Origin of the sequence: Paenibacillus aceti (genome assembly GCF_003614185.1) — a bacterium.
GTDB classification, from domain to species: domain Bacteria; phylum Bacillota; class Bacilli; order Paenibacillales; family Paenibacillaceae; genus Fontibacillus; species Fontibacillus aceti.
Window position 1 is genome coordinate 3,572,555 of sequence record NZ_KZ987724.1, and the last position, 18,219, is coordinate 3,590,773.

Consider the following 18,219-nt stretch of genomic DNA (forward strand, 5'->3'; position numbering starts at 1 on the left):
ACACCTCATTCATTTATATTTAAATTGAAGAATTGCCAGCGGAATATATCGCCATATGCAGGTCTGGCGCGTTTGATGAATAATTCATAGCCTGAGTACGACTGATTATAAGCAGCATGGATCGTCTCCGTGATCGAATCAATATCCGGCCAGAGGATTTGAAGCTCATTCACCCCATCCTCAGACAGATCCTCCTGGTCGATATCCACCGAATAATTGCTCCATGTTGCAAATAAAGGAAGCCGGGCTATCCTCTTCTTGTTCATAAGCAGCTCAGCATAGACCGGTTCGTCCTCGTCATGACCATGACCTATCGGTCCACGAAGGGTTAATTGTCCACGCAACTTGCTCTTAGGATCAGCGATAAGATAAAAGGTAGAGATGCTGCTGCGCGCGCTATAGTAGCATTGATCCTTACTGTTATAGTCCACGGACTTCGAGCCGGAGAACACGGTAAAATAACTATTTTCCCGATAATACGTCTCCAACAGGTTCACCGACCGATGAGGCAAAGGCTGATGCTGCTCGATCCGCAGCACGTTCATCTCCGCACGGATATCCATCCCTTCCTCTACGAGACATTGAGTCATAGCTCTGGCCAGCCCCAGATCGAGTACCATACAATCCGTGAATTGGCGCAGAATCACATATTGCTTCGTGCACACCGTCTCATATTGGCGATTCAGCACCCAGGGTACCTTTCTTGAGGTCAGGTCGATAAAGGAGCGGAACCAGTCGGTCATCCCCGGCCATAATGTGATAGCTTGCTTGCAGTGATAATACAGAATCTCATACGGTTGATCCCCGATATGTGCACTATGAACCGCAGCATAGAAATGCGACTTGCTCACGGTCTCCGAAGCAGGCCTGTGGAAGGAAGGAGCGACTTCTCCTGATCGTCTTCCAAGCGACTGCAATATTTGCTCCGCTGTGTAGCTCATCGCCAGCTCAATTCCTCGGGGATTCAGATGACAATAATCCAGGAATATATTGAATGAAGGCAGTTCCCCCTCTAAATCCTCAGCGAATCGATCCGGCAAATCCACCGTCCTGATGCCAAAATACTCAGCATGCTTAAGAATCTGCTCGCGGATGAAACTAGTACAGGCTGGGGGCGGCCCAATACGATACATATTCGTATCCCTGGCCTTCTCCAGAGAACGACGTGCCTCATCCAGCATTCCGGCATTATCATAGACTTCGGCCAACAGTTGGTATCCAAGCGGGTTCGCACTGTTCAATTGAACCATTCGTGCAGCAAGCGGGGACAATTCCTCGAACCTTCCAGCTTGAAGCAGCTCCTCCGCCTGTAGTCTCAGCGCATGCCATTCCTCGCTCTCTTCCCCTGGCCAGGACAATGTTTTCTCAGACTCATTGCTCTTCCAAGCCTGCAAATTAAATTCCGGAATGATGAAAATGACCGGGATACCCCTGAGGATAAATGGCTCGTACAGCTTCTCAAAAAAAGCTCTGATCAGCGCATCGCTCTTCTGCTCAAACACCGCTCTAATTACTTCATAACGATGGGGTTCATGAAGCGATTGAAGGATGGTGCTTACCTCCCCCTCATTAAGAGCCCAGAGCGATTTTCGCCAATTATCCCCGGCATAGATGACCAGGACATCGGGCTCCAGCAGACTGCTCTGTAGACATACGCTCTGCAGATCACGCAGTCGAATGCTCACCCGAGCGATATCAACGACCTCCATCTCCTCTGCGCCCAGCGTTCCATTGAGCAACTCCTCCAGACAGGTCGCTGGGTTATGAAAGGGATCGAGCAAGAACCCTCTCGCCCCGGATTCCCCGGCGAATCCAATTCTGGTTCGCGCCCCTTTTGGGGGAATACGCTCCACCTGAGCCCAATGACAGAACTCATGCCGATTTCGCGCATCGCGTACAAACTCCCCTTGGCTGCCCGGTGCTTGCCGTCGCCAAATCCCCACTTTCTCCTCAACGCTCTCTGTCAACAGGGTTCTGGGTGGCAGAGGAGTCTGTAGATCGGCCAGCACCTCCCGGATAAACCGGGCTTCATTGCGCTCACACTCCAAAATAAAAGAGCCTATGACCAACACATCCAAATCTGTGGACAAAAAGGCACATACCGCATCCGCCGGACTTTCCACCCGAGGTTCACCATGTACCTGAAAGGGCAAATGCATAAGGCTGAAATTTCGCCCCTGCCCAGTAATTTGTTTCAATACGCGATCAAGCAGAGGATTATGATCAGGCAGGCCTACAATCTCATGAACTGCAGCAGCCCTATCCAAGCCTTCCTCATATGTCATGGCTTGTAACCGTTCAACGATCGACCCTTGATCCACTCCTGCATCAGCCAGATACAGGATAGAGCGATTGCCTTGAGATCGTGGGCCGAATTCCATTCTTCCTTGGAACCAGCCGACCAGGCGACCTTCCTCTAATAGTTGAGCCGTCCGCGAGATCAGTCCAGCCGAATCCCCCCTGAAATCAGCAAAATCCAGTGCAGCCGCTTCAAGAATGCGAACAATATCCTCGTCAGGATGCTCCGACCCTAAGTAGACATGTTCTAACGGAGTAATGACCTCTCCAGTAAGCCGAGCGTACGAAGCTGCCGCAGCCAATACAGCCGTTCCTCCTCCAATACTCATGCTCTCCTGCTGTATTTCTCCTTCCGCTAATGAGCGGGTACTGGCCGTATACAGCACATCTTGATTTATAAATTCAACAGGCCCCTCAAAAGCCAGTAATTGTCTAACCAGCAGCTCGGTCTGCTTCAGCCGTTGGTCGACCTCATCGCCAGCCCCCGCTTCCAAAGCGTCCATATAAATAGCAATGAGACTAATATCCGTAATCGATAGACCCGCGCTGTCCAGACAAAATCGGAAGGACTTGCTAGGCATCCTGGCAGCATCCTGGCTGCGTGAGAATACTTCCTCCTGGGCCGCATAACGTATCACCCCATCTTGAACCAGACAGCACGCGGCTTCGTCAGGTGCCAGCGAGATTCCGACAAGATTAAGACTCATCGGCGTCCCCCAGCTTCTGATAGATATACTGTGATATTTTCTCAACCGTTGAGAAATTCTCAAATACGAGCGAACTCTGATCCACACAGATACCGAACTCTTCCTCCAGGTCGAACAGCAAATTTACAATCTTTAACGAGTCGATGCCGTGATCATTCTTCAGGTTGGACTGCTCATGAACTCTATCCGGATTGTGAAGGGCGTTACGGCCGACGACCTCAATTACTTTATTCTTAATTTCATTCATATCCATTAGCGTTGGCATGAGCGTGCACCCTTTCATGATTGAAATAGTGGAATTGGCCTTCATTCCATAGGATTGCGCTGCAGTAGAACATAGGGTTGGAATCATAGCTATTAAAAAGATCTAACAGCTGCTGTTCCGCAACCGAGCCGTTTACAATAACTAGCAGTAAGTAACGCCTCGGGTTCAAATAACTAGTCGTTCGAATCAGCGCCACATATTCCCCCTGATAGCTTCTGCCCTGGAATACCAGCTTATTGGGCGACAGCTTCAGCTGCAGAGATCCGGTATCAAACGGCAGTGCTTCGCAGCTATCGAATTCGGCATCATGATAATAGACGATATGGCTATTCTCCAGAGCACCCACCTGCTCATCGAGGCGATGCTGAAGCATATACTTATAATTTCTTGCCCGCTCTCGCAGCGGCTGCTGCAGCAAATGAGTCATGGTGCGGATATACCGCTTCTTGTTCGGATCCGGCTCAGGCACGATGACGGTGCATTTATCGGCATATACGGCTTTGATTCCCATAGCGCTCTGATCCGGCTCCAGCTTCTCCCTCATCAGCTCGTAGGGCACTTGGCTCAGCTGCTCAACCGTAAAGCTCATCTTCCCGCCGCCAGCTGCCAATTGAATTCGAATCAAGCTGTAATCATGCAGCTGCAATGACGCTTCCTCCCCATTCACTCTCAGAACCGTATTAATGCCTAAATCCATCGCATTCCGGTCTATTAAGAGTCGAATGCTCCGGGCCTGATCCGTGTCTACGACAATTTCGCCAGGCTGAACCGCGGCGCGAACTATCGTCCGCTGGCACACATCGGCGACCGCCTCGATTCTCAACCAATAGGATGTATTGTAGATCGGCTCATGCATATGAAACACAATTTCCCGAGGATTCCGGTCCCTTATATGCTGCTGCATTAAGCGGAGCACCTCTCTCGACTGAAAGACCTCAACCGCTTCCTTATGCGAGAAATAATTATAGAGGACATTCCGCACCCGGGGCATATAAGCACTGGATTGCAGAATCCGGGTCGTGTTGAAAATATCATCTTCGATATTCAATAGCTGATATACAGGGGTTGTGCCCAGATTTTCGAGTATCGAATAATCAGGATTATTGATATCCGCCCGGAACGTGCCGACGATATTCATGACAGCGGCGAACTTGCCGGGAAAGCGGGTGGCCAACCCGAAAATTCTCAAAGCACCGGAGCAGACTCCCATCAGATAGACCCGATCCCGATCTACTCCATAATCCTCAATGATCTCTTCGATAAACCGCATAATATCCATTTCATTAATATAATCCTTGTTATAGCCGCCCCTTGCGTACATGCAAGCCCAGATGACATCCTCAAAGCGGTTGTGATACATCTCGTCCGTTCCTTCAGGAACCGTGTTGACCATCGTTCCAAAGGGCATACAGAACACCAGCGGAAACGCCTCTTCCCGCTTATAATTGCGGGGCAGAAATACCGTATAAGCGAGCTTGGCCCCATCGATGCTACTCGTACTAAGGGCCGTCTTGATTCCTCTTGGCGAGAATTTCCCTGCATCGACATCTGCCCCCGCCTCCAGCTTGCTCACCGCATCCTCATATTCCCTTAGCAAATGATAATAGATACGATCATAATGCAGCTCTACCTTCCCATGGTTAAGCCCCTTATCATTCATAGCGAGACTGAGCATGTAGCGATAGAGCTCCAATTGATCTGAACCCATCCCACAAGCAGCCAACCCCTCCAGCAAGCGTTCTCTCTCATCCTCATAATCTCCGATAAAAATATAGGCGGTCGACAAAGCCTCTTCCGTGCTGCTCTCCCCTGCTGAGACGATGAGTTCCACTACTCCTGAGGCGGCCTGGCTTAAATCGATACTCACGGGCGTACCCATGTATACGTCACTCGAATGCCAGATCACGCCCTGACGATTTCTCACTTCCAGCTTCAGCCGTTCAGACTCGCTATTCTGCAAATCATAAGGAAGGATGAGACAGGATACCCGCTTGTCGGTGCAGAAAGGGCGGTCCGGCAGTACATAATAGAGAGATTTCATCTCTTCGAGCTTGGCCGGTGTAAACACCAACTGCTCCCGATCCATCTCCAGCAGCAGGGATACCGGCTTATACGAGATCGTAAATCCGTATTCCCCTTCTGGAAGCGAACGAGTCTCATCATTCACAGCACGTTCCAGCAGAATCGTGTTCACGCCCTGCTTCAACCTGGCAATGATCTGAAACGGCTTGACATGATATTGGAAGGTACTGTGATTGATTAAATGACCGTTGAGCCATACCGTTACAGGCAGCGAGGAACGAGTGAAAATGAACACTTCCTGTTCAACAGGGCTATAGATGGAGCAGAGACAATAGATGCGCTTGTCCTCATCGATCTGGAACATGGATTCCAGCAGATTCTCTCTGCCATCCGCTGATTTGTAATAACGCCAGCTATTCTCCCTTTGCTGCTGCGAGGCGAAGGATACCTCATGCTCCAATAGAATAGGGGACGCCAGGGTCAACGAATCCTCCCCAGGGTCGCTCACACTTCTCACCAGCCATTTTGTCAGAAAATTAGGTACATCTCCGGAGAAAGTAACCGGATAATGGCTATGATTCACTATCAGCTCTAATTCATCGGCATCCTGCTTAAGCCGCACCTCTGCTCACCTCGCTTTCGTCTCCATGAACTGATGATCCGTAAAATACGAATCGACGTAAAACAGCATTTCATCCCATCCATCACGAAGGATGTGGACTTGCAGCGATTGACTTCTCATTAACTGTGAGAAGATGCGGTGATAGATTCGCCGGCATCTCCTCAAATAAAACAAATCCTTGTTTTTAATCTGTTCATTGCTTAGAATGGCTTGATTCATATGAAATAGCTTCTTGCCTCTTAACAGCATTCTCTGATAGCACTCTTCTGGACTACGATCGACAAAGAACACCAGATCCGGCTTTCTGGCCCACTTCAACAGCCAGTTTCCGAATTTAGGGTTAGCCTGATTGGCCTCATCCCTGACTAATCCAGTGTATATATACCTGTCACAGATGAGTGTATGACCCCAAGCTAGTTTTGGGATAATTATACAAAAATAATCTACCATAAAAGATATCCATTGTAAAAAACTATATATATTAGTAGTTAACCATCGCTTTTTAACCAGGTAGGCAGTCAGAGCACGGATCACACGATTTGAATTCCATTCAAATACATAAACGCTGTGACCATATAGAAGCAAATGCGGCGCCAGTTGTTCAATCAAATGGCTCTTGCCGCACGCGCTAATCCCTTCTACTACGACCAAATGGCCAGTTCTCCGCAACTACCCTTCACCACCAACCTGGATTTGCTCTTTTCTACTGCTCCAGAAGCGATCCCTCGGCCCCATCATCTCCTCACTGACTTGAAGCACCCGCGCAGAATCGAACATTCTAGTGAAGAAATCGGCCTCCCATCGGGCCGTGGTCTCATTCTCGATACCGTACTCGTCCAAATAGCCTTTATCCTCCGGCTCAAGAGCCTCCATCACCCATGAAGGAATGACCTCGCCATAGATATAATTGACATAATAGAAAGCGTAATAGATGACCTTCTCACAGCCATGCTCCTCGCAAAAGGCGAGTAATTGATCCCATTTGATCTCATGCTCATATTTCTCAATGTACAAGAGGATGTCCGAGAATTTATACAGCTTCAAATCGCGAAGATCCGCGATCCAGTTCAGCATCACCGCTTCCTTATACAGATGGCAGGATAACTGAATGAGGAAATCCTCATGATTCAGAACATAGCTCTTATAACCGAATACCTCTACTTCTCTCAAGCGGGACAACAGCAGCGGGGTAGAAATCCGATACGGGCAGTTGCCCTTCCACAATATATCGTGATTCAAATCCACCTGCAGCAGACTGACAAAAGGATGCTCTGTTTTCTTGAGACATTCCTGAAGCTCATGGGTCGCCATCTGATGCATCATCTTCTGCTTGCGCGTCCCCGGGATAATCATATCCGTGTTCCTGTCATATTCCCCCTGAATGTATCCCATATCCTCCAAAATGCGGACGAATTGAGCGCTATCCTCCATCGAAATCAACAGATCCAGATCATTAAAGGTGCGTGTCTCGATCGACGGGTAGACATTGGCGGCCAGATAATTTCCTTTTAATATAGCGGCCTTCAATCCTTGCTCATGAAACCGTTCATAGATCGCACCCAGCTCTTCAAAATAATACTGATTGCGCATCGCATACACTTTGCTCTGATTCTTCATCACCTTAACTACTTCTTCTTCCACCAGGTCGAGGAGCTTCATACGCTTCAAATGATAGTACATCATATTGAGAACCCGATGCGTTAAGCCCTGATACAATATATCCTTCCAGTCCAGATATCCGCCTAACAGCTCGCGGGCCTGATTCTCCTGTTCTTCATTCCAGTCGCCACGCGAGCATAATATGACCAACTGTCTTTCTTTTGACAAGCTCTCCACAGGTAATCGCATCATCTGACTCCTCCTCTATCATCGCTTCTTAATTGAACAGACCTGAGCCGTATCTCAAATTAATCGCTTCAATTCTTCCGTCCTCTTGAGGATTAACGACCTTCTTCTCTCGCAGATAATCTGCCAATACATTCATCAGCAGTTCGCCTGTATCGAGCACTTCGGCATCCTTGAATTCCTCATAATTGTCGCCGCCATTATACAAGTAATCGCTGATCGCCACTTTATAGAGCTTGTCCTTCGCAAGTGGCTCGCCGTTATAAGTTACCTCTACCAGCCTTTCCCCGGCCGGCTTGGAGGCATCGAACACATATTTAATGCCGGAGACCTGCAGGAAAGCACCATTCGTGCCGTTCGGATAAGCGAGCAGCCCCCGCTCTATCGCTTTATAGATCGGGTCCCCTTTCATCTCTACCACAATGAGCGAATTTGCAAACGGCAGTGCGCTGTTCAATTGGTATAAGCTGATCTCGCCCTCGTCGATGCTCTCGCGAATCCCTCCGCCATTCAGCAGCGCGATCTCCGCTCCCGCCTTCTCTCTCATTGCGTCGGCCAGCAAATTGGCGAAATTGGTCTCTTGGGTACGCAGCTGCGTCCGTACTCCATTCAGCTTGATCGCCGATGAGCCCACCACTTCCTTCGTCTGCTCCATCGCAACGGCATGATACTTATCAGCGATTTCCGCCATATCCGGATCAGCCTTACCGCCATCCCGGATCGACTTGACCATCCATGAAATGTCCGCCAGCTTGCCATCCTTGAAATACAGATTGGCGATTCCTACATGCGTCGTCCAGGCACCCGCTTCTGCAATATAGGTGTTGCGTACCTTCACTGCATTGGTATATAAGTTATGCCTGCGCCCGCTCAGAATCAGATCGATGCCGTCCACATGCTCGGCCAGCTGCACATCTGTATCATCGCCGAGGTGAGAGAGCAGGATGACCGCATCGGCCTGCCCCTTAATCTCATTCAGTACAGCAGTAACCTCTTGCTCCGGGTCCTTGATCGAGATATTCTGATGCTGATCGCCCGAGAAATTTCGCAGAGCCTGCGGGGTGAGCAGACCGATGAACGCGATTCTCTTCCCCCCGATGTCCACGATCTTATAAGGCTCGAACATTCGCTGCTCATCCATATACAGATTGGCTGACAGCATCGGGAATTGAATCTCATCCTTAATTTCCATAAATCGGTCGATACCGAAGTTGAAATCATTGCTGCCCGGGATCATCGCGGTATAGCCCATCTTATTCGCGACTTCTACGATCCCCTGGCCTTCATCCACATTCGCTTCATTAGTCCCATGGAACATATCGCCGGTATCGACAATCAGGGTATTGGGATTCGACTGCTTTTCCTTATCGTAGAGATACTTCACGACGGGAAGCCCCATCACGCCGTAGATATTCTCTGTCGTATACTGTCCCCAGGCATTATCCGCGAACATGATATGTCCATGGATATCCGCCGTATTCATAATCGTAATTTTCTCATCGTATTGGCCTACCTTTAACAGAACCTCGTCCCAGGTCACATTCTTCATGAAATAATAAACACCAAAGAAGATGAGCAGGACGGCCAGCACGATAATATTCACATATTTCCTCACGGTTTCTCCACCTCTTCGTCATCTAATACAGCTAATACAGCGCATTTCCGGTGCTGGAGTAATGTTTCAATCCATAGTTCCAGACAAGGCACACTAAGGCGAAAAGAACAGCAGCCACGACAGGGTTGAGAAACATAAAACCTGACCAGAATTCATTCATTTCCGGCTTCTTCAAAAAATACTGGGCCGGAAAATAATTGACGAACCCGAAGGGAATCACATAAATCAAAAACTTCTGAATCAATCCCGGGTAGAAGCTGAGCGGATAGGCTGCTATTTTCCGAGAGTTAAAAAACAGCATATTGCGAAGGTTCGTCGTACGAACCGTCCAGAAACAAAAGGTAGAGGCGATCATAAATATGGAAGCCTGGATGAGCGCTCCACCCAGCAGCATGAGGATGTAGAACAGAATCCCGCTCGCCGTCCATTCAATCCCCAGCTGTGAAGCCGTCTTCTGCAATAGAATAATCCCCAGCACACCATGCCCGAGTGCCGCCGTATAGTCCACCTTCGAGGCGATAACCTGAAACAGAATCCCGACAGGTCTGACCAGAAATCGGTCAAATTCACCCGAATAGACCAGATCCTCGAAATCGCGGATACCTGTAAAGAAGAAGACAAACAAGCTGTAGGACAAAAATAAAAAGCTGTACAAGAACAAAATCTCATCGATTTGCCAGCCCTTGATCATCACGAAGCGATTGAGCATAAGAATCAGAATGATGACACCGGCCATCTCCCTGATCATGACTGCCGCAGCGATTAGAACTCTGTCGAATTTATACTGGAGCGTGACCTTTAAGGTGAGTTGAAAATATTTTAGAAATAGTCGTAGAGGATACATGTCTTCACCCTCCCTGCACGATAAGTCTTCGGGTGGCCAGCTTCCACAGCACATGCCCGATCAGGCCCAGTACAGTAATCCAGATCACTTGTCTGAGCAGACTGAAGAGTAGCTGATCCATCGGAATCTGTCCCAAATAAATAGAAATGGGAATGAAGAAGATGGTGTCAAAGGGTGTAAGCTTAATAAAATGAACGAGCTGCTGCGGCATAAACCATAAAGGGATGACCGCTCCCGAGAGGACAAGCACAGCCGTATCCTTAATCGTCACGAGACTAAAGGTCTTATAGAACCAGAAGGCGCTGAGCCATACGATAAAGTTCAAGCTGTACATGACGAAATAACCCAGGATGACACTCAGCAAAAAGCAAAGGAACATCTCGATGGAAAACGGCGGAAGTACGCGGTAGACGAGTGAGTATAGTAGCAGTGTCGGAATGAGCAGCAGTACAATCCGGTACAATAACGCGCCGAAGTGAAAGGAGAATAGATGCAGCCGGAAGCTCAGCGGCTTAAGCAGGTCTGATGTGATCAGCCCTGACTTGATCTTCTTCTCGATCACATATTCATCCATCGTAAAAATTTGAAAGAGGGCCAGGGCCAGAATGACATAGGTGACGATCAGGCTGAACTGCAGATTATCGAGCCCGCCCTCTTCTTCATAGATCGCTCGCCAGATCGCCAGATTAACGAGAATCGTCACGATCGTATTCAATAGAGCTGCGAAATACTCGGCGCGAAATACTAGATTGTTGCGGAAGGACTTCTGCGCAATTTTAAGATACGCTCTCATACGCCGGCGCCCCTCCCTCATAAATCTGCTTGATGATCGATTCAATATCTGTCTCTTGAACCGTCAGATCAAGCACCTCATACCGGCTCATCAGCTCGGCGATCAGCTCGGGAATCTTAACCTCATTCGTCCGGAATTGAAAGGTCTTTGTATTCCCGGCTTCCTTGATCATCTGCGCCCCGGGAAGCTCGATACGGTCGTATTGCCGGCCAAATTTCACGGTCAGCTTGCGCTCGCTGTCGCTGAATTGCCGGATTTCATCGACCTTGCTATCACAGACGATATCCCCACGGTCGATCACAATCATCCGCTCGCAGGTCTTCTCAATATCCTGCATATCATGAGTCGTGAATAGCATGGTAATGCCCTTCTCCTGATTCATGCTGCGGATAAACTCCCTGATCCGTTCCTTGGCGACAATATCCAGCCCGATCGTCGGCTCATCAAAGAAGAGGATCGCCGGCTCATGAATCATGGCCGCGGCGATATCCGCTCTCATCCGCTGACCCAGACTCAACTGCCTGACCGGCTGATGTAGAAATTCATGAAGATCCAGCATTTCACTGAACATATCCATGTTTTTCTTGAATGTAGCGTCCGGGATTTTGTAGATGGTCTTGAGCAGATCGAAGGTATCCTCGGCGGGCAAATCCCACCACAGCTGTGTTCTCTGCCCAAAGACCACTCCGATTTGAGATACATACTTCTTCCGATTGCGGAACGGGTCCATACCGTTGACAATCACCTTACCGGAGGTCGGCTTCAATACACCTGACAGAATCTTTACGGTAGTAGATTTGCCCGCTCCATTCGGTCCGATGAACCCTACCATCTCTCCCTCTGAGATCGAGAAGCTGATGCCGTTCACGGCCCGTTTCTTCTGATATTCGGGCATCAGCAGGTTCTTGATCGCATGAAAGAACCCCTTCTGATTTTTATTCAATTGATAGTCTTTCACGAGTTGCTCTACTTGAATAAGCATGTCACTTCGACCACCTTAAGATAAAAGTACCCCGCTATACGTCTCCGCCATGTCCAGAAAATTACGAATCAACACCTTACCATAGGAGGATAAAATGGATTCGGGATGAAATTGCACGCCTACCGTACAAAATTCCTTATGTCTCACGGCCATAATCGTCCCATCCTCTGCATAGGCCTGTACCTCCAGGCAGTCCGGCAGCGTATCCTTGCGAATACAGAGTGAATGATAGCGCACCACCTCGAATTTCTCGGGAGTATGGGCGAAGATTCCCTGATTATCGTTGACGATCACCGAACGCTTGCCATGCACGACATCAGGGGCCAAATCGATCGTTGCTCCCAGGCAATAACCGATCGCCTGATGCCCGAGACAGATGCCGAAGATCGGGATCACACCGTTAAGCTCTCGGATAATATCCAGACTGACCCCTGATTGTTCCGGACGTCCGGGGCCCGGGGAGATGATAATGCTGTCCGGATTCATACGATAGACCTCATCCAGGCTGATTTTGTCATTCCTATACACCGCCAGATCAGAGGTCATCTCACCGATGTACTGGTACAGGTTATAGGTAAAAGAGTCGTAGTTATCGATTAACAAGACCATTCTTGTCACCTCTCCAACAGTGCTTTTTCCAGCGCTGCCCCTTTATCTAGCGTCTCACGATACTCTTTTTCAGGGACTGAATCCCAGACGATGCCGCCGCCCACCTGATAGCAGGCCTGATCACCCTTCACTAATATGGTTCGGATCACGATGTTCAAATCCATATCCCCATCGAAGCCGATATAGCCGATGGAACCGGTATACAAATGGCGTCGGGTCGGTTCGAGCTCATCGATAATTTCCATCGATCTGATCTTGGGCGCTCCGGTAATAGATCCGCCCGGGAATGTAGCCATAATGCAATCCACGGCATCGAGTCCTTCCTCCAGCTCACCGGTCACTGTCGATACGAGATGGAATACCGTCGCGTATTTCTCTATAGCAAACAGCTCCGGTACCTCTACGGAGCCAAATTTACAGACCCGGCCGATATCATTGCGCATCAGATCCACGATCATTAAATTCTCCGCTTGATCCTTGATGCTGTTCGCAAGCAGCCGATGGTTCTCCTCATCCTCTTCCGGGCTGCTGCCGCGGGGCAGGGTTCCTTTGATAGGACGAGTCTCGATTTTGCCCGAGCGCAGCTGCAGGAATCGTTCCGGCGAGCTGCTGACCACCTGCAGTTCCTCAAAGTCCAAATAGGAGGCAAAGGGAGCCGGGTTGATCGTCCGCAATGTCTCATAGAGATGCAGCGGATGCCTGTCCAATTTCGTCGTAAATCGCTGGGTCATATTCATTTGATAGATGTCTCCGATGCGGATATGCTCTCTGGCGTTGTCGATGGCAGCGCAATACTGCTCAGGCACGAAATTGGAGGCCAACTCGACCCGATTCGCCTGATAGGGCTCATCCAGATGGCTTAAATCCGGTATTTCCCCGGCTTCAATCCGCTGCTTGAGAGAGAATGCCCGAGCTCGGGCTGCCTCCAGATCTCCCTCTGGCAATCCCGCCGATACGGCAAAGATTCTGTTCTCCAAATGATCGATAACGATGATTCCGTCATAGAATCCCATGATCATCTCCGGCAGCTCCAGGTCATCGACGGCTCGCTTCGGCAATTCTTCGATATGATGGCATAGATCATAGGCCAAATAGCCGACGGCACCGCCGACGAAGGGAAGCCCCGTCTGATGCTCGATCCGGTAGCGACGCAGAAGCTCCTGCAGCAGAAGAAAGGGATTACCCTGGCTCTCTCTCGGTTGTCCCCCCTCTGTCACTTCAATGCTATCCCCCTTGGATTTCACCGTGATGAACGGATCTGAGCCGATGATAGAGTAGCGTCCCAAGCGCTCAGGATCCATGCGGCTATCCAGAAAAAAGCTGTACTTGCCGCCGAAGAACAGCTTATAGATGTCGAAGGGACTAAGGCTGGTGTGTACCTCTTCAAGGTGTACGCGATTCATATCGACTACCGTCTCCCCCTTTAAATATTTGTGAGATTACCAGCTTCAATCCCATATATAGCGCAGGAATAATTAATGTGATTAATATCCCGATCAGAAAGCCCTCGGTAAACTTGCCCGCCGGCGTCCTGGTCAATAATGGAGTGACTAAGCCCTCCACGATGTAATATACAAGTAGTCCGCCCAACAACAGGCCCAGCTTGGCCCCCCATCGCTTCGGAACTTCAAAATGGAGCAGCTTCTCGTCCAGATAATAAGCCAGCAAAATACTGATCACCGTGCCGATCGAAGAGAAATACCAGGTATCACTGGCAATCAGCGTGCCGAGGAATAATGCGCCAGCGACAGCCAACAGCTTCAGCTCCAGCCAGCCTTTGCTGAATGTTCCGAAGACCCACTCCGCCAGGATTACCCAGCCTGCGCCGATGATTAATGACCCGAGCACATCCATCGGTGTATGGGCACCTAGGTACAAGCGCGATAGTGAGACGAGCAGGATCACCAGGATAGCTAGTGTGTAAACAAGTTTGTACCTATAGCGAAGAATGAAGGACGTGCTGAAAGATGTTACATTCTGAACATGTCCGCTGGGAAAAGAATACCCCCCGATCGCCACCTCATTAAGAGTACGTACATCGATCTGACCGAAATGGCGCGGAACCTGAAAAATATTTTTCAAAATCGAATTCCAGGCACTGTTAGAGTAAAAAGCGAATCCCATACGATACCCGAAGTCTTTGCTAATACACCAGAAGAACAAGGCAAACAGGATGACAAAAAAGCCGTCGTCGCCAATTCGGGTCGCCTGGATAAAGAATCTATCCCAGAAAGGAGAGGCAAAGGATTGGATAAATTTAACGATCTCCATAAGCCATCCCCCTCTCTATGAGCGTGTGTAATTCGTGGAAGCTTCGGACTGCTTACGCTCTTCAACCTGGCATAGATAACGGTAAATCGGCTCCAGCAGCTTGAAGCCATGAAGCACCTCATCAGCGATATCGGGAGTGAATAGCTTCTTTACATCGCCATCATTATGAACCAGATAAATATTCTTCCTGTCATACCATTGGCGCAGCTCTTCTGAGAGGGAAGGGTCCTGCGGCTTCTTGTACATATCCCCTTCGATGACGTAAATGTCCTGCTTCTCGTAGAACGAGATGGCCTCCATGAACTTAGGAGTATCCTCTGCGATCATTTTGCGGAATACATCCATGGATTCTCGGGTCGCGCTATAATAGCCCATTCCATAGCGGAAGTTATCGGGAGAAATCTCAAAGAAGAAGGCCGGCGCATCCCGCCATTCGGACTTGGGACGCTTGAACGTCAGCCACATCGTGGAGCGATATAGCGATTTATCCTTGGAGAAGCGGGTGTCTCTGTATAATCTGGACAATGTTTTATTAACAGCAGGCCTTACTTCGAACAAAGAATCGATTTGCAAAATATCGGCGGCAAGATCGCTAACCAGATATTGAAAGGGCTGTACCAGGAGCTCCTGATATTCCTTGCGATGCGCCTCATACCATTCCTTGCTGTTATTCAATCTGACATTCTCCAGAAATTGCAGCGCCTCCGGGCGAAAGCCTTTAAATAAATTGTCGCTCATTTTGTCCCTCCGTTACTGACTGAGCCTGCTCCAGGCCAATCTGGCTCAAGATGGCATACACGAATCTCTCCAGCCCGAAGGCAATGCAGCCGGTATGCACATTACTTCCGTCCGTCGAGGTGATATTGAAAGCTTCGGCGAAGTATGTACCATGGTAATTAAAAGAACCCACGGACAGCTCCTTGCCGCTATATGGCAGTAGCATGTTCAGTTCATATTTCAGCTTCAATTTCTGCTGCAGCAGAGCCTTTGGCTCATATTCAGTCGTAAAGAACGGATCATTGCCCGTTTTAATATTCGCCTGAAGATCGATGCGCCGGATCAAATCCTCGGTCAGCTGAATGAACTCTTCCCTGAGCTTAAGAACATATTCATAGGAGCCGACCAGCACGATTTCACGCATGGTGAAATCCAGCAGCCGCTCTACCTTGGTCATATTGATGGATTCGAATCTTTTACATTTCCCTGCCGATGTCACGATGATAGGCTGCTCCGGATCGATGGCCTGATTCTCATACTGCTTGTACACATGCGGGCAAATCGCCAGTTTATTCGCATACGTGGGCTTATCGATATAGCTGCTGTTATAGCAGTCGCAGCCAGCGGACACCTCACTGGAGAAGTCTTGGATCAGCTCGATATCCTCCTTCAAGTGAGAAGCAAACATAAGATGGTTAGGGAATTGGGCGATATAGTGATATTGATTGAGAGTATCGATACTGATCAAATCAGGATATACATATTCAACCGCGCCATGCTGCTCTGCCCACTGAACGAAGGTCTGATCGAGATAACGGTACAGATTGAGAAATTGTTTGCCGAATCCAACCAGACCATTCTCATAAGGGACGACCCATTGATTGGACAGCAAAGCCTCATAGATATCGTACTCTGGAAACTTATGACCCGACTTATGCTCAAAAATAACGTCCGCCGGAACATCGATATAGCTCTCACTGGTCTCTTCTACTAAACGAAAAATCGCCGCTTCAATTTCAGCCGCCTTCTCCTCAGACACCTTGATGAACAGCTTCGCCCCTTGCTCCGTAATATCCTGAATATCTTTGGAAATATAAGCGATCTTATAACGCAGTGATTTCACATACTGTTCATTATCCAGCGGCAAATGGATACATAGCTCCTTCAAATTAACCCCGCCCTTCAGCGCTATCGTTTATGACATCTCCAGTAAATACTTGCCTTGAATTTTGCCCGTTTCCGACTTCGGGATCTTGTCCATGAGATGGACCCTTTTGGGCACCTCTACGGGTAACAGACGGGCTTTGCAAAACGTTCGGATCTCTTCCTCCGTCAAGTCAACTCCTGCACGGATTTCAACGAACGCACTCACCATCTGATGAAAGCCGGAGACCGCAGTCCCCATCACGACGGCATCGGAGATGCCAGGGCAGGCTTTGATAACATCCTCTACCTTCTCCGGGCTAATCTTGGCCCCGCCCACATTGATCACCGGTCTGAGTCGACCCAGCACTTCAATGCAGCCGTCTGACCGGATATGGCCTAAGTCTCCGAGCGTATAGGGGATCGCCGCCTCCGGGCCGTCATAGTATCGCTCCATCGTTCCTTGACTGAACAGCAGCAGCACTCCATCCTCCGAGACTTGAAAATGCCTGTTCGGTAGCGGCCATCCTACGCAATGATCACTGACCTCCAGCGGCATATCCCTATAGACGCACATCGTCCCTGTCTCTGTGCTGCCATAATTGTTGCTGAGCTGTACTCCCAGCAGTTCCTTCGCCTTGGAACGCACCTCATAGGTTAGCGGCCCACCTGCGGAGAAGGCGATCCTCGGAGTGTTGACCTCCGTACCGGGAGAGATCGCGATGAAGTCGTATTGAAAGGGCAGCCCATAGACGACGACCGGATGAAGCTCCGCCCAGATTCTGCGGCAGGCTGAGGGATAGAAGTCGTGGACGTTATATAGCGCTGAGCCCCTCAGCAGCGGCCAAATCAAGCCTCCGCAGAAGCCGTAGGAATGATGAAGCGGAGCCATATTCAAGTAAATACCTCCCGGAGGAAGGCCAGAGGCCTCCTCCAGGGCGAGTATTTCATCTTCGATCGCTGCCCAGCTCCGGATGACAAGACGGCTCTTCCCTGTCGTTCCGGATGTGAACTGTCCCAGCCACTCTCCCTCAGGGACATCAGCGGTGAAATTGAGGTTCCTCCAGACCAGATAACCTCCCGTGCAGATCCCCTCCAGATTCAGACAATCCCAATCGGGGTGAATAAATTCATCTCTGAATCGGGTCTGGTCGGTGATCAGCGCCGCACAGGGGCTATTGCTCAATGCTGCCGCTATTTCATGCATGGGCCATTTACTTCCCAGCAGCACAGGGGAACGACCTGACTGAATCACCGCGATCAGGGCAGCCACGAAGGCCGGGCCTGTGGAGCAGCAGATGGCTACCCCGCCGGATGCAGCGCCGCTTTCCTGAAGGCTCTGTCTCAAGCCCTCCGCCGTCCCCTGCAAATCCACTCCTGTAAACCACTTCCCTGGTTCTGAGGCAATCAGCCTCTCTGTGCTGCTCTGCAAATCCAAAATCTTAGTCAAAATAGACTGCATCTTTCATCACCCTCTTGACCTTGA

At 49.5% G+C, this 18,219-nt stretch carries 15 protein-coding genes; all 15 read right to left on the reverse strand.

Annotated elements, in window-relative coordinates; translation table 11 throughout:
- Positions 1-5 precede the first annotated feature (5 nt).
- Genes BFJ94_RS15980 through BFJ94_RS16050 form a run of 15 tightly spaced genes read right to left on the reverse strand, consistent with a single transcriptional unit; the run spans position 6 to position 18,195 of the window.
- Entirely contained in the window at positions 6-3,005 is a 3,000-nt protein-coding gene (locus tag BFJ94_RS15980) for a carbamoyltransferase C-terminal domain-containing protein (RefSeq protein WP_120463558.1), read from the reverse strand.
- Complete coding sequence (locus BFJ94_RS15985) at positions 2,995-3,270, reverse strand: acyl carrier protein (protein ID WP_162944302.1); 276 nt, start codon at positions 3,268-3,270, stop codon at positions 2,995-2,997. The genes BFJ94_RS15980 and BFJ94_RS15985 overlap by 11 nt, the downstream gene beginning before the upstream one ends.
- Entirely contained in the window at positions 3,245-5,914 is a 2,670-nt protein-coding gene (locus BFJ94_RS15990) for a hypothetical protein (protein WP_120463560.1), read from the reverse strand. The genes BFJ94_RS15985 and BFJ94_RS15990 overlap by 26 nt, the downstream gene beginning before the upstream one ends.
- A gap of 6 nt (positions 5,915-5,920) precedes the next feature.
- Positions 5,921-6,583: a dTMP kinase gene (locus tag BFJ94_RS15995; RefSeq protein ID WP_120463561.1), complete on the reverse strand. Its 663-nt coding sequence runs from the start codon at positions 6,581-6,583 to the stop codon at positions 5,921-5,923.
- Positions 6,584-7,765: a nucleotidyltransferase domain-containing protein gene (locus BFJ94_RS16000; protein ID WP_120463562.1), complete on the reverse strand. Its 1,182-nt coding sequence runs from the start codon at positions 7,763-7,765 to the stop codon at positions 6,584-6,586. It lies immediately after the preceding gene.
- 25 nt (positions 7,766-7,790) lie between these two features.
- The gene (locus BFJ94_RS16005; protein ID WP_120463563.1) at positions 7,791-9,374 is read right to left on the reverse strand and encodes a bifunctional metallophosphatase/5'-nucleotidase; all 1,584 of its coding nucleotides are present in this window, start codon (positions 9,372-9,374) and stop codon (positions 7,791-7,793) included.
- A 31-nt stretch (positions 9,375-9,405) separates the two neighbouring features.
- Positions 9,406-10,218: an ABC transporter permease gene (locus BFJ94_RS16010; RefSeq protein ID WP_205571031.1), complete on the reverse strand. Its 813-nt coding sequence runs from the start codon at positions 10,216-10,218 to the stop codon at positions 9,406-9,408.
- 4 nt (positions 10,219-10,222) lie between these two features.
- Complete coding sequence (locus tag BFJ94_RS16015; protein ID WP_120463565.1) at positions 10,223-11,011, reverse strand: ABC transporter permease; 789 nt, start codon at positions 11,009-11,011, stop codon at positions 10,223-10,225.
- The gene (locus tag BFJ94_RS16020; RefSeq protein WP_120463566.1) at positions 10,995-11,993 is read right to left on the reverse strand and encodes an ABC transporter ATP-binding protein; all 999 of its coding nucleotides are present in this window, start codon (positions 11,991-11,993) and stop codon (positions 10,995-10,997) included. Before BFJ94_RS16020 ends, BFJ94_RS16015 begins: the two co-directional genes overlap by 17 nt.
- Before the next feature lie 15 nt (positions 11,994-12,008).
- Positions 12,009-12,602 (reverse strand): anthranilate synthase component II, encoded by a 594-nt coding sequence (locus tag BFJ94_RS16025; RefSeq protein ID WP_120463567.1) that lies wholly within the window; start codon positions 12,600-12,602, stop codon positions 12,009-12,011.
- Between the two features lie 5 nt (positions 12,603-12,607).
- Positions 12,608-14,005: an aminodeoxychorismate synthase component I gene (gene pabB, locus BFJ94_RS16030; RefSeq protein WP_120463568.1), complete on the reverse strand. Its 1,398-nt coding sequence runs from the start codon at positions 14,003-14,005 to the stop codon at positions 12,608-12,610.
- A complete protein-coding gene (locus tag BFJ94_RS16035) occupies positions 13,986-14,873 on the reverse strand; it encodes a phosphatase PAP2 family protein (RefSeq protein ID WP_120463569.1) in 888 nt (295 codons plus the stop codon). Before BFJ94_RS16035 ends, pabB begins: the two co-directional genes overlap by 20 nt.
- Positions 14,874-14,888: 15 nt before the next feature.
- Positions 14,889-15,611, reverse strand: coding sequence for a DUF2461 domain-containing protein (locus BFJ94_RS16040; RefSeq protein ID WP_120463570.1), 723 nt, complete (start codon positions 15,609-15,611; stop codon positions 14,889-14,891).
- On the reverse strand, positions 15,592-16,758 hold the full coding sequence (locus BFJ94_RS16045) for an aminoacyl--tRNA ligase-related protein (protein WP_162944304.1): 1,167 nt from the start codon (positions 16,756-16,758) through the stop codon (positions 15,592-15,594). Before BFJ94_RS16045 ends, BFJ94_RS16040 begins: the two co-directional genes overlap by 20 nt.
- A 27-nt stretch (positions 16,759-16,785) precedes the next feature.
- On the reverse strand, positions 16,786-18,195 hold the full coding sequence (locus BFJ94_RS16050; RefSeq protein ID WP_120463572.1) for a class I adenylate-forming enzyme family protein: 1,410 nt from the start codon (positions 18,193-18,195) through the stop codon (positions 16,786-16,788).
- Positions 18,196-18,219: the final 24 nt, after the last annotated feature.

Bases quoted from the DNA above. Each gene is read 5' to 3' on its own strand.
- BFJ94_RS16050 (WP_120463572.1), bottom strand. From the start codon at position 18,195: ATGCAGTCTATTTTGACTAAGATTTTGGATTTGCAGAGCAGCACAGAG.
- BFJ94_RS16010 (WP_205571031.1), bottom strand. From the start codon at position 10,218: ATGTATCCTCTACGACTATTTCTAAAATATTTTCAACTCACCTTAAAG.
- BFJ94_RS16025 (WP_120463567.1), bottom strand. From the start codon at position 12,602: ATGGTCTTGTTAATCGATAACTACGACTCTTTTACCTATAACCTGTAC.
- BFJ94_RS16035 (WP_120463569.1), bottom strand. From the start codon at position 14,873: ATGGAGATCGTTAAATTTATCCAATCCTTTGCCTCTCCTTTCTGGGAT.
- BFJ94_RS15980 (WP_120463558.1), bottom strand. From the start codon at position 3,005: ATGAGTCTTAATCTTGTCGGAATCTCGCTGGCACCTGACGAAGCCGCG.
- BFJ94_RS16015 (WP_120463565.1), bottom strand. From the start codon at position 11,011: ATGAGAGCGTATCTTAAAATTGCGCAGAAGTCCTTCCGCAACAATCTA.
- BFJ94_RS16000 (WP_120463562.1), bottom strand. From the start codon at position 7,765: ATGATGCGATTACCTGTGGAGAGCTTGTCAAAAGAAAGACAGTTGGTC.
- BFJ94_RS16040 (WP_120463570.1), bottom strand. From the start codon at position 15,611: ATGAGCGACAATTTATTTAAAGGCTTTCGCCCGGAGGCGCTGCAATTT.
- pabB (WP_120463568.1), bottom strand. From the start codon at position 14,005: ATGAATCGCGTACACCTTGAAGAGGTACACACCAGCCTTAGTCCCTTC.
- BFJ94_RS16020 (WP_120463566.1), bottom strand. From the start codon at position 11,993: ATGCTTATTCAAGTAGAGCAACTCGTGAAAGACTATCAATTGAATAAA.
- BFJ94_RS15985 (WP_162944302.1), bottom strand. From the start codon at position 3,270: ATGCCAACGCTAATGGATATGAATGAAATTAAGAATAAAGTAATTGAG.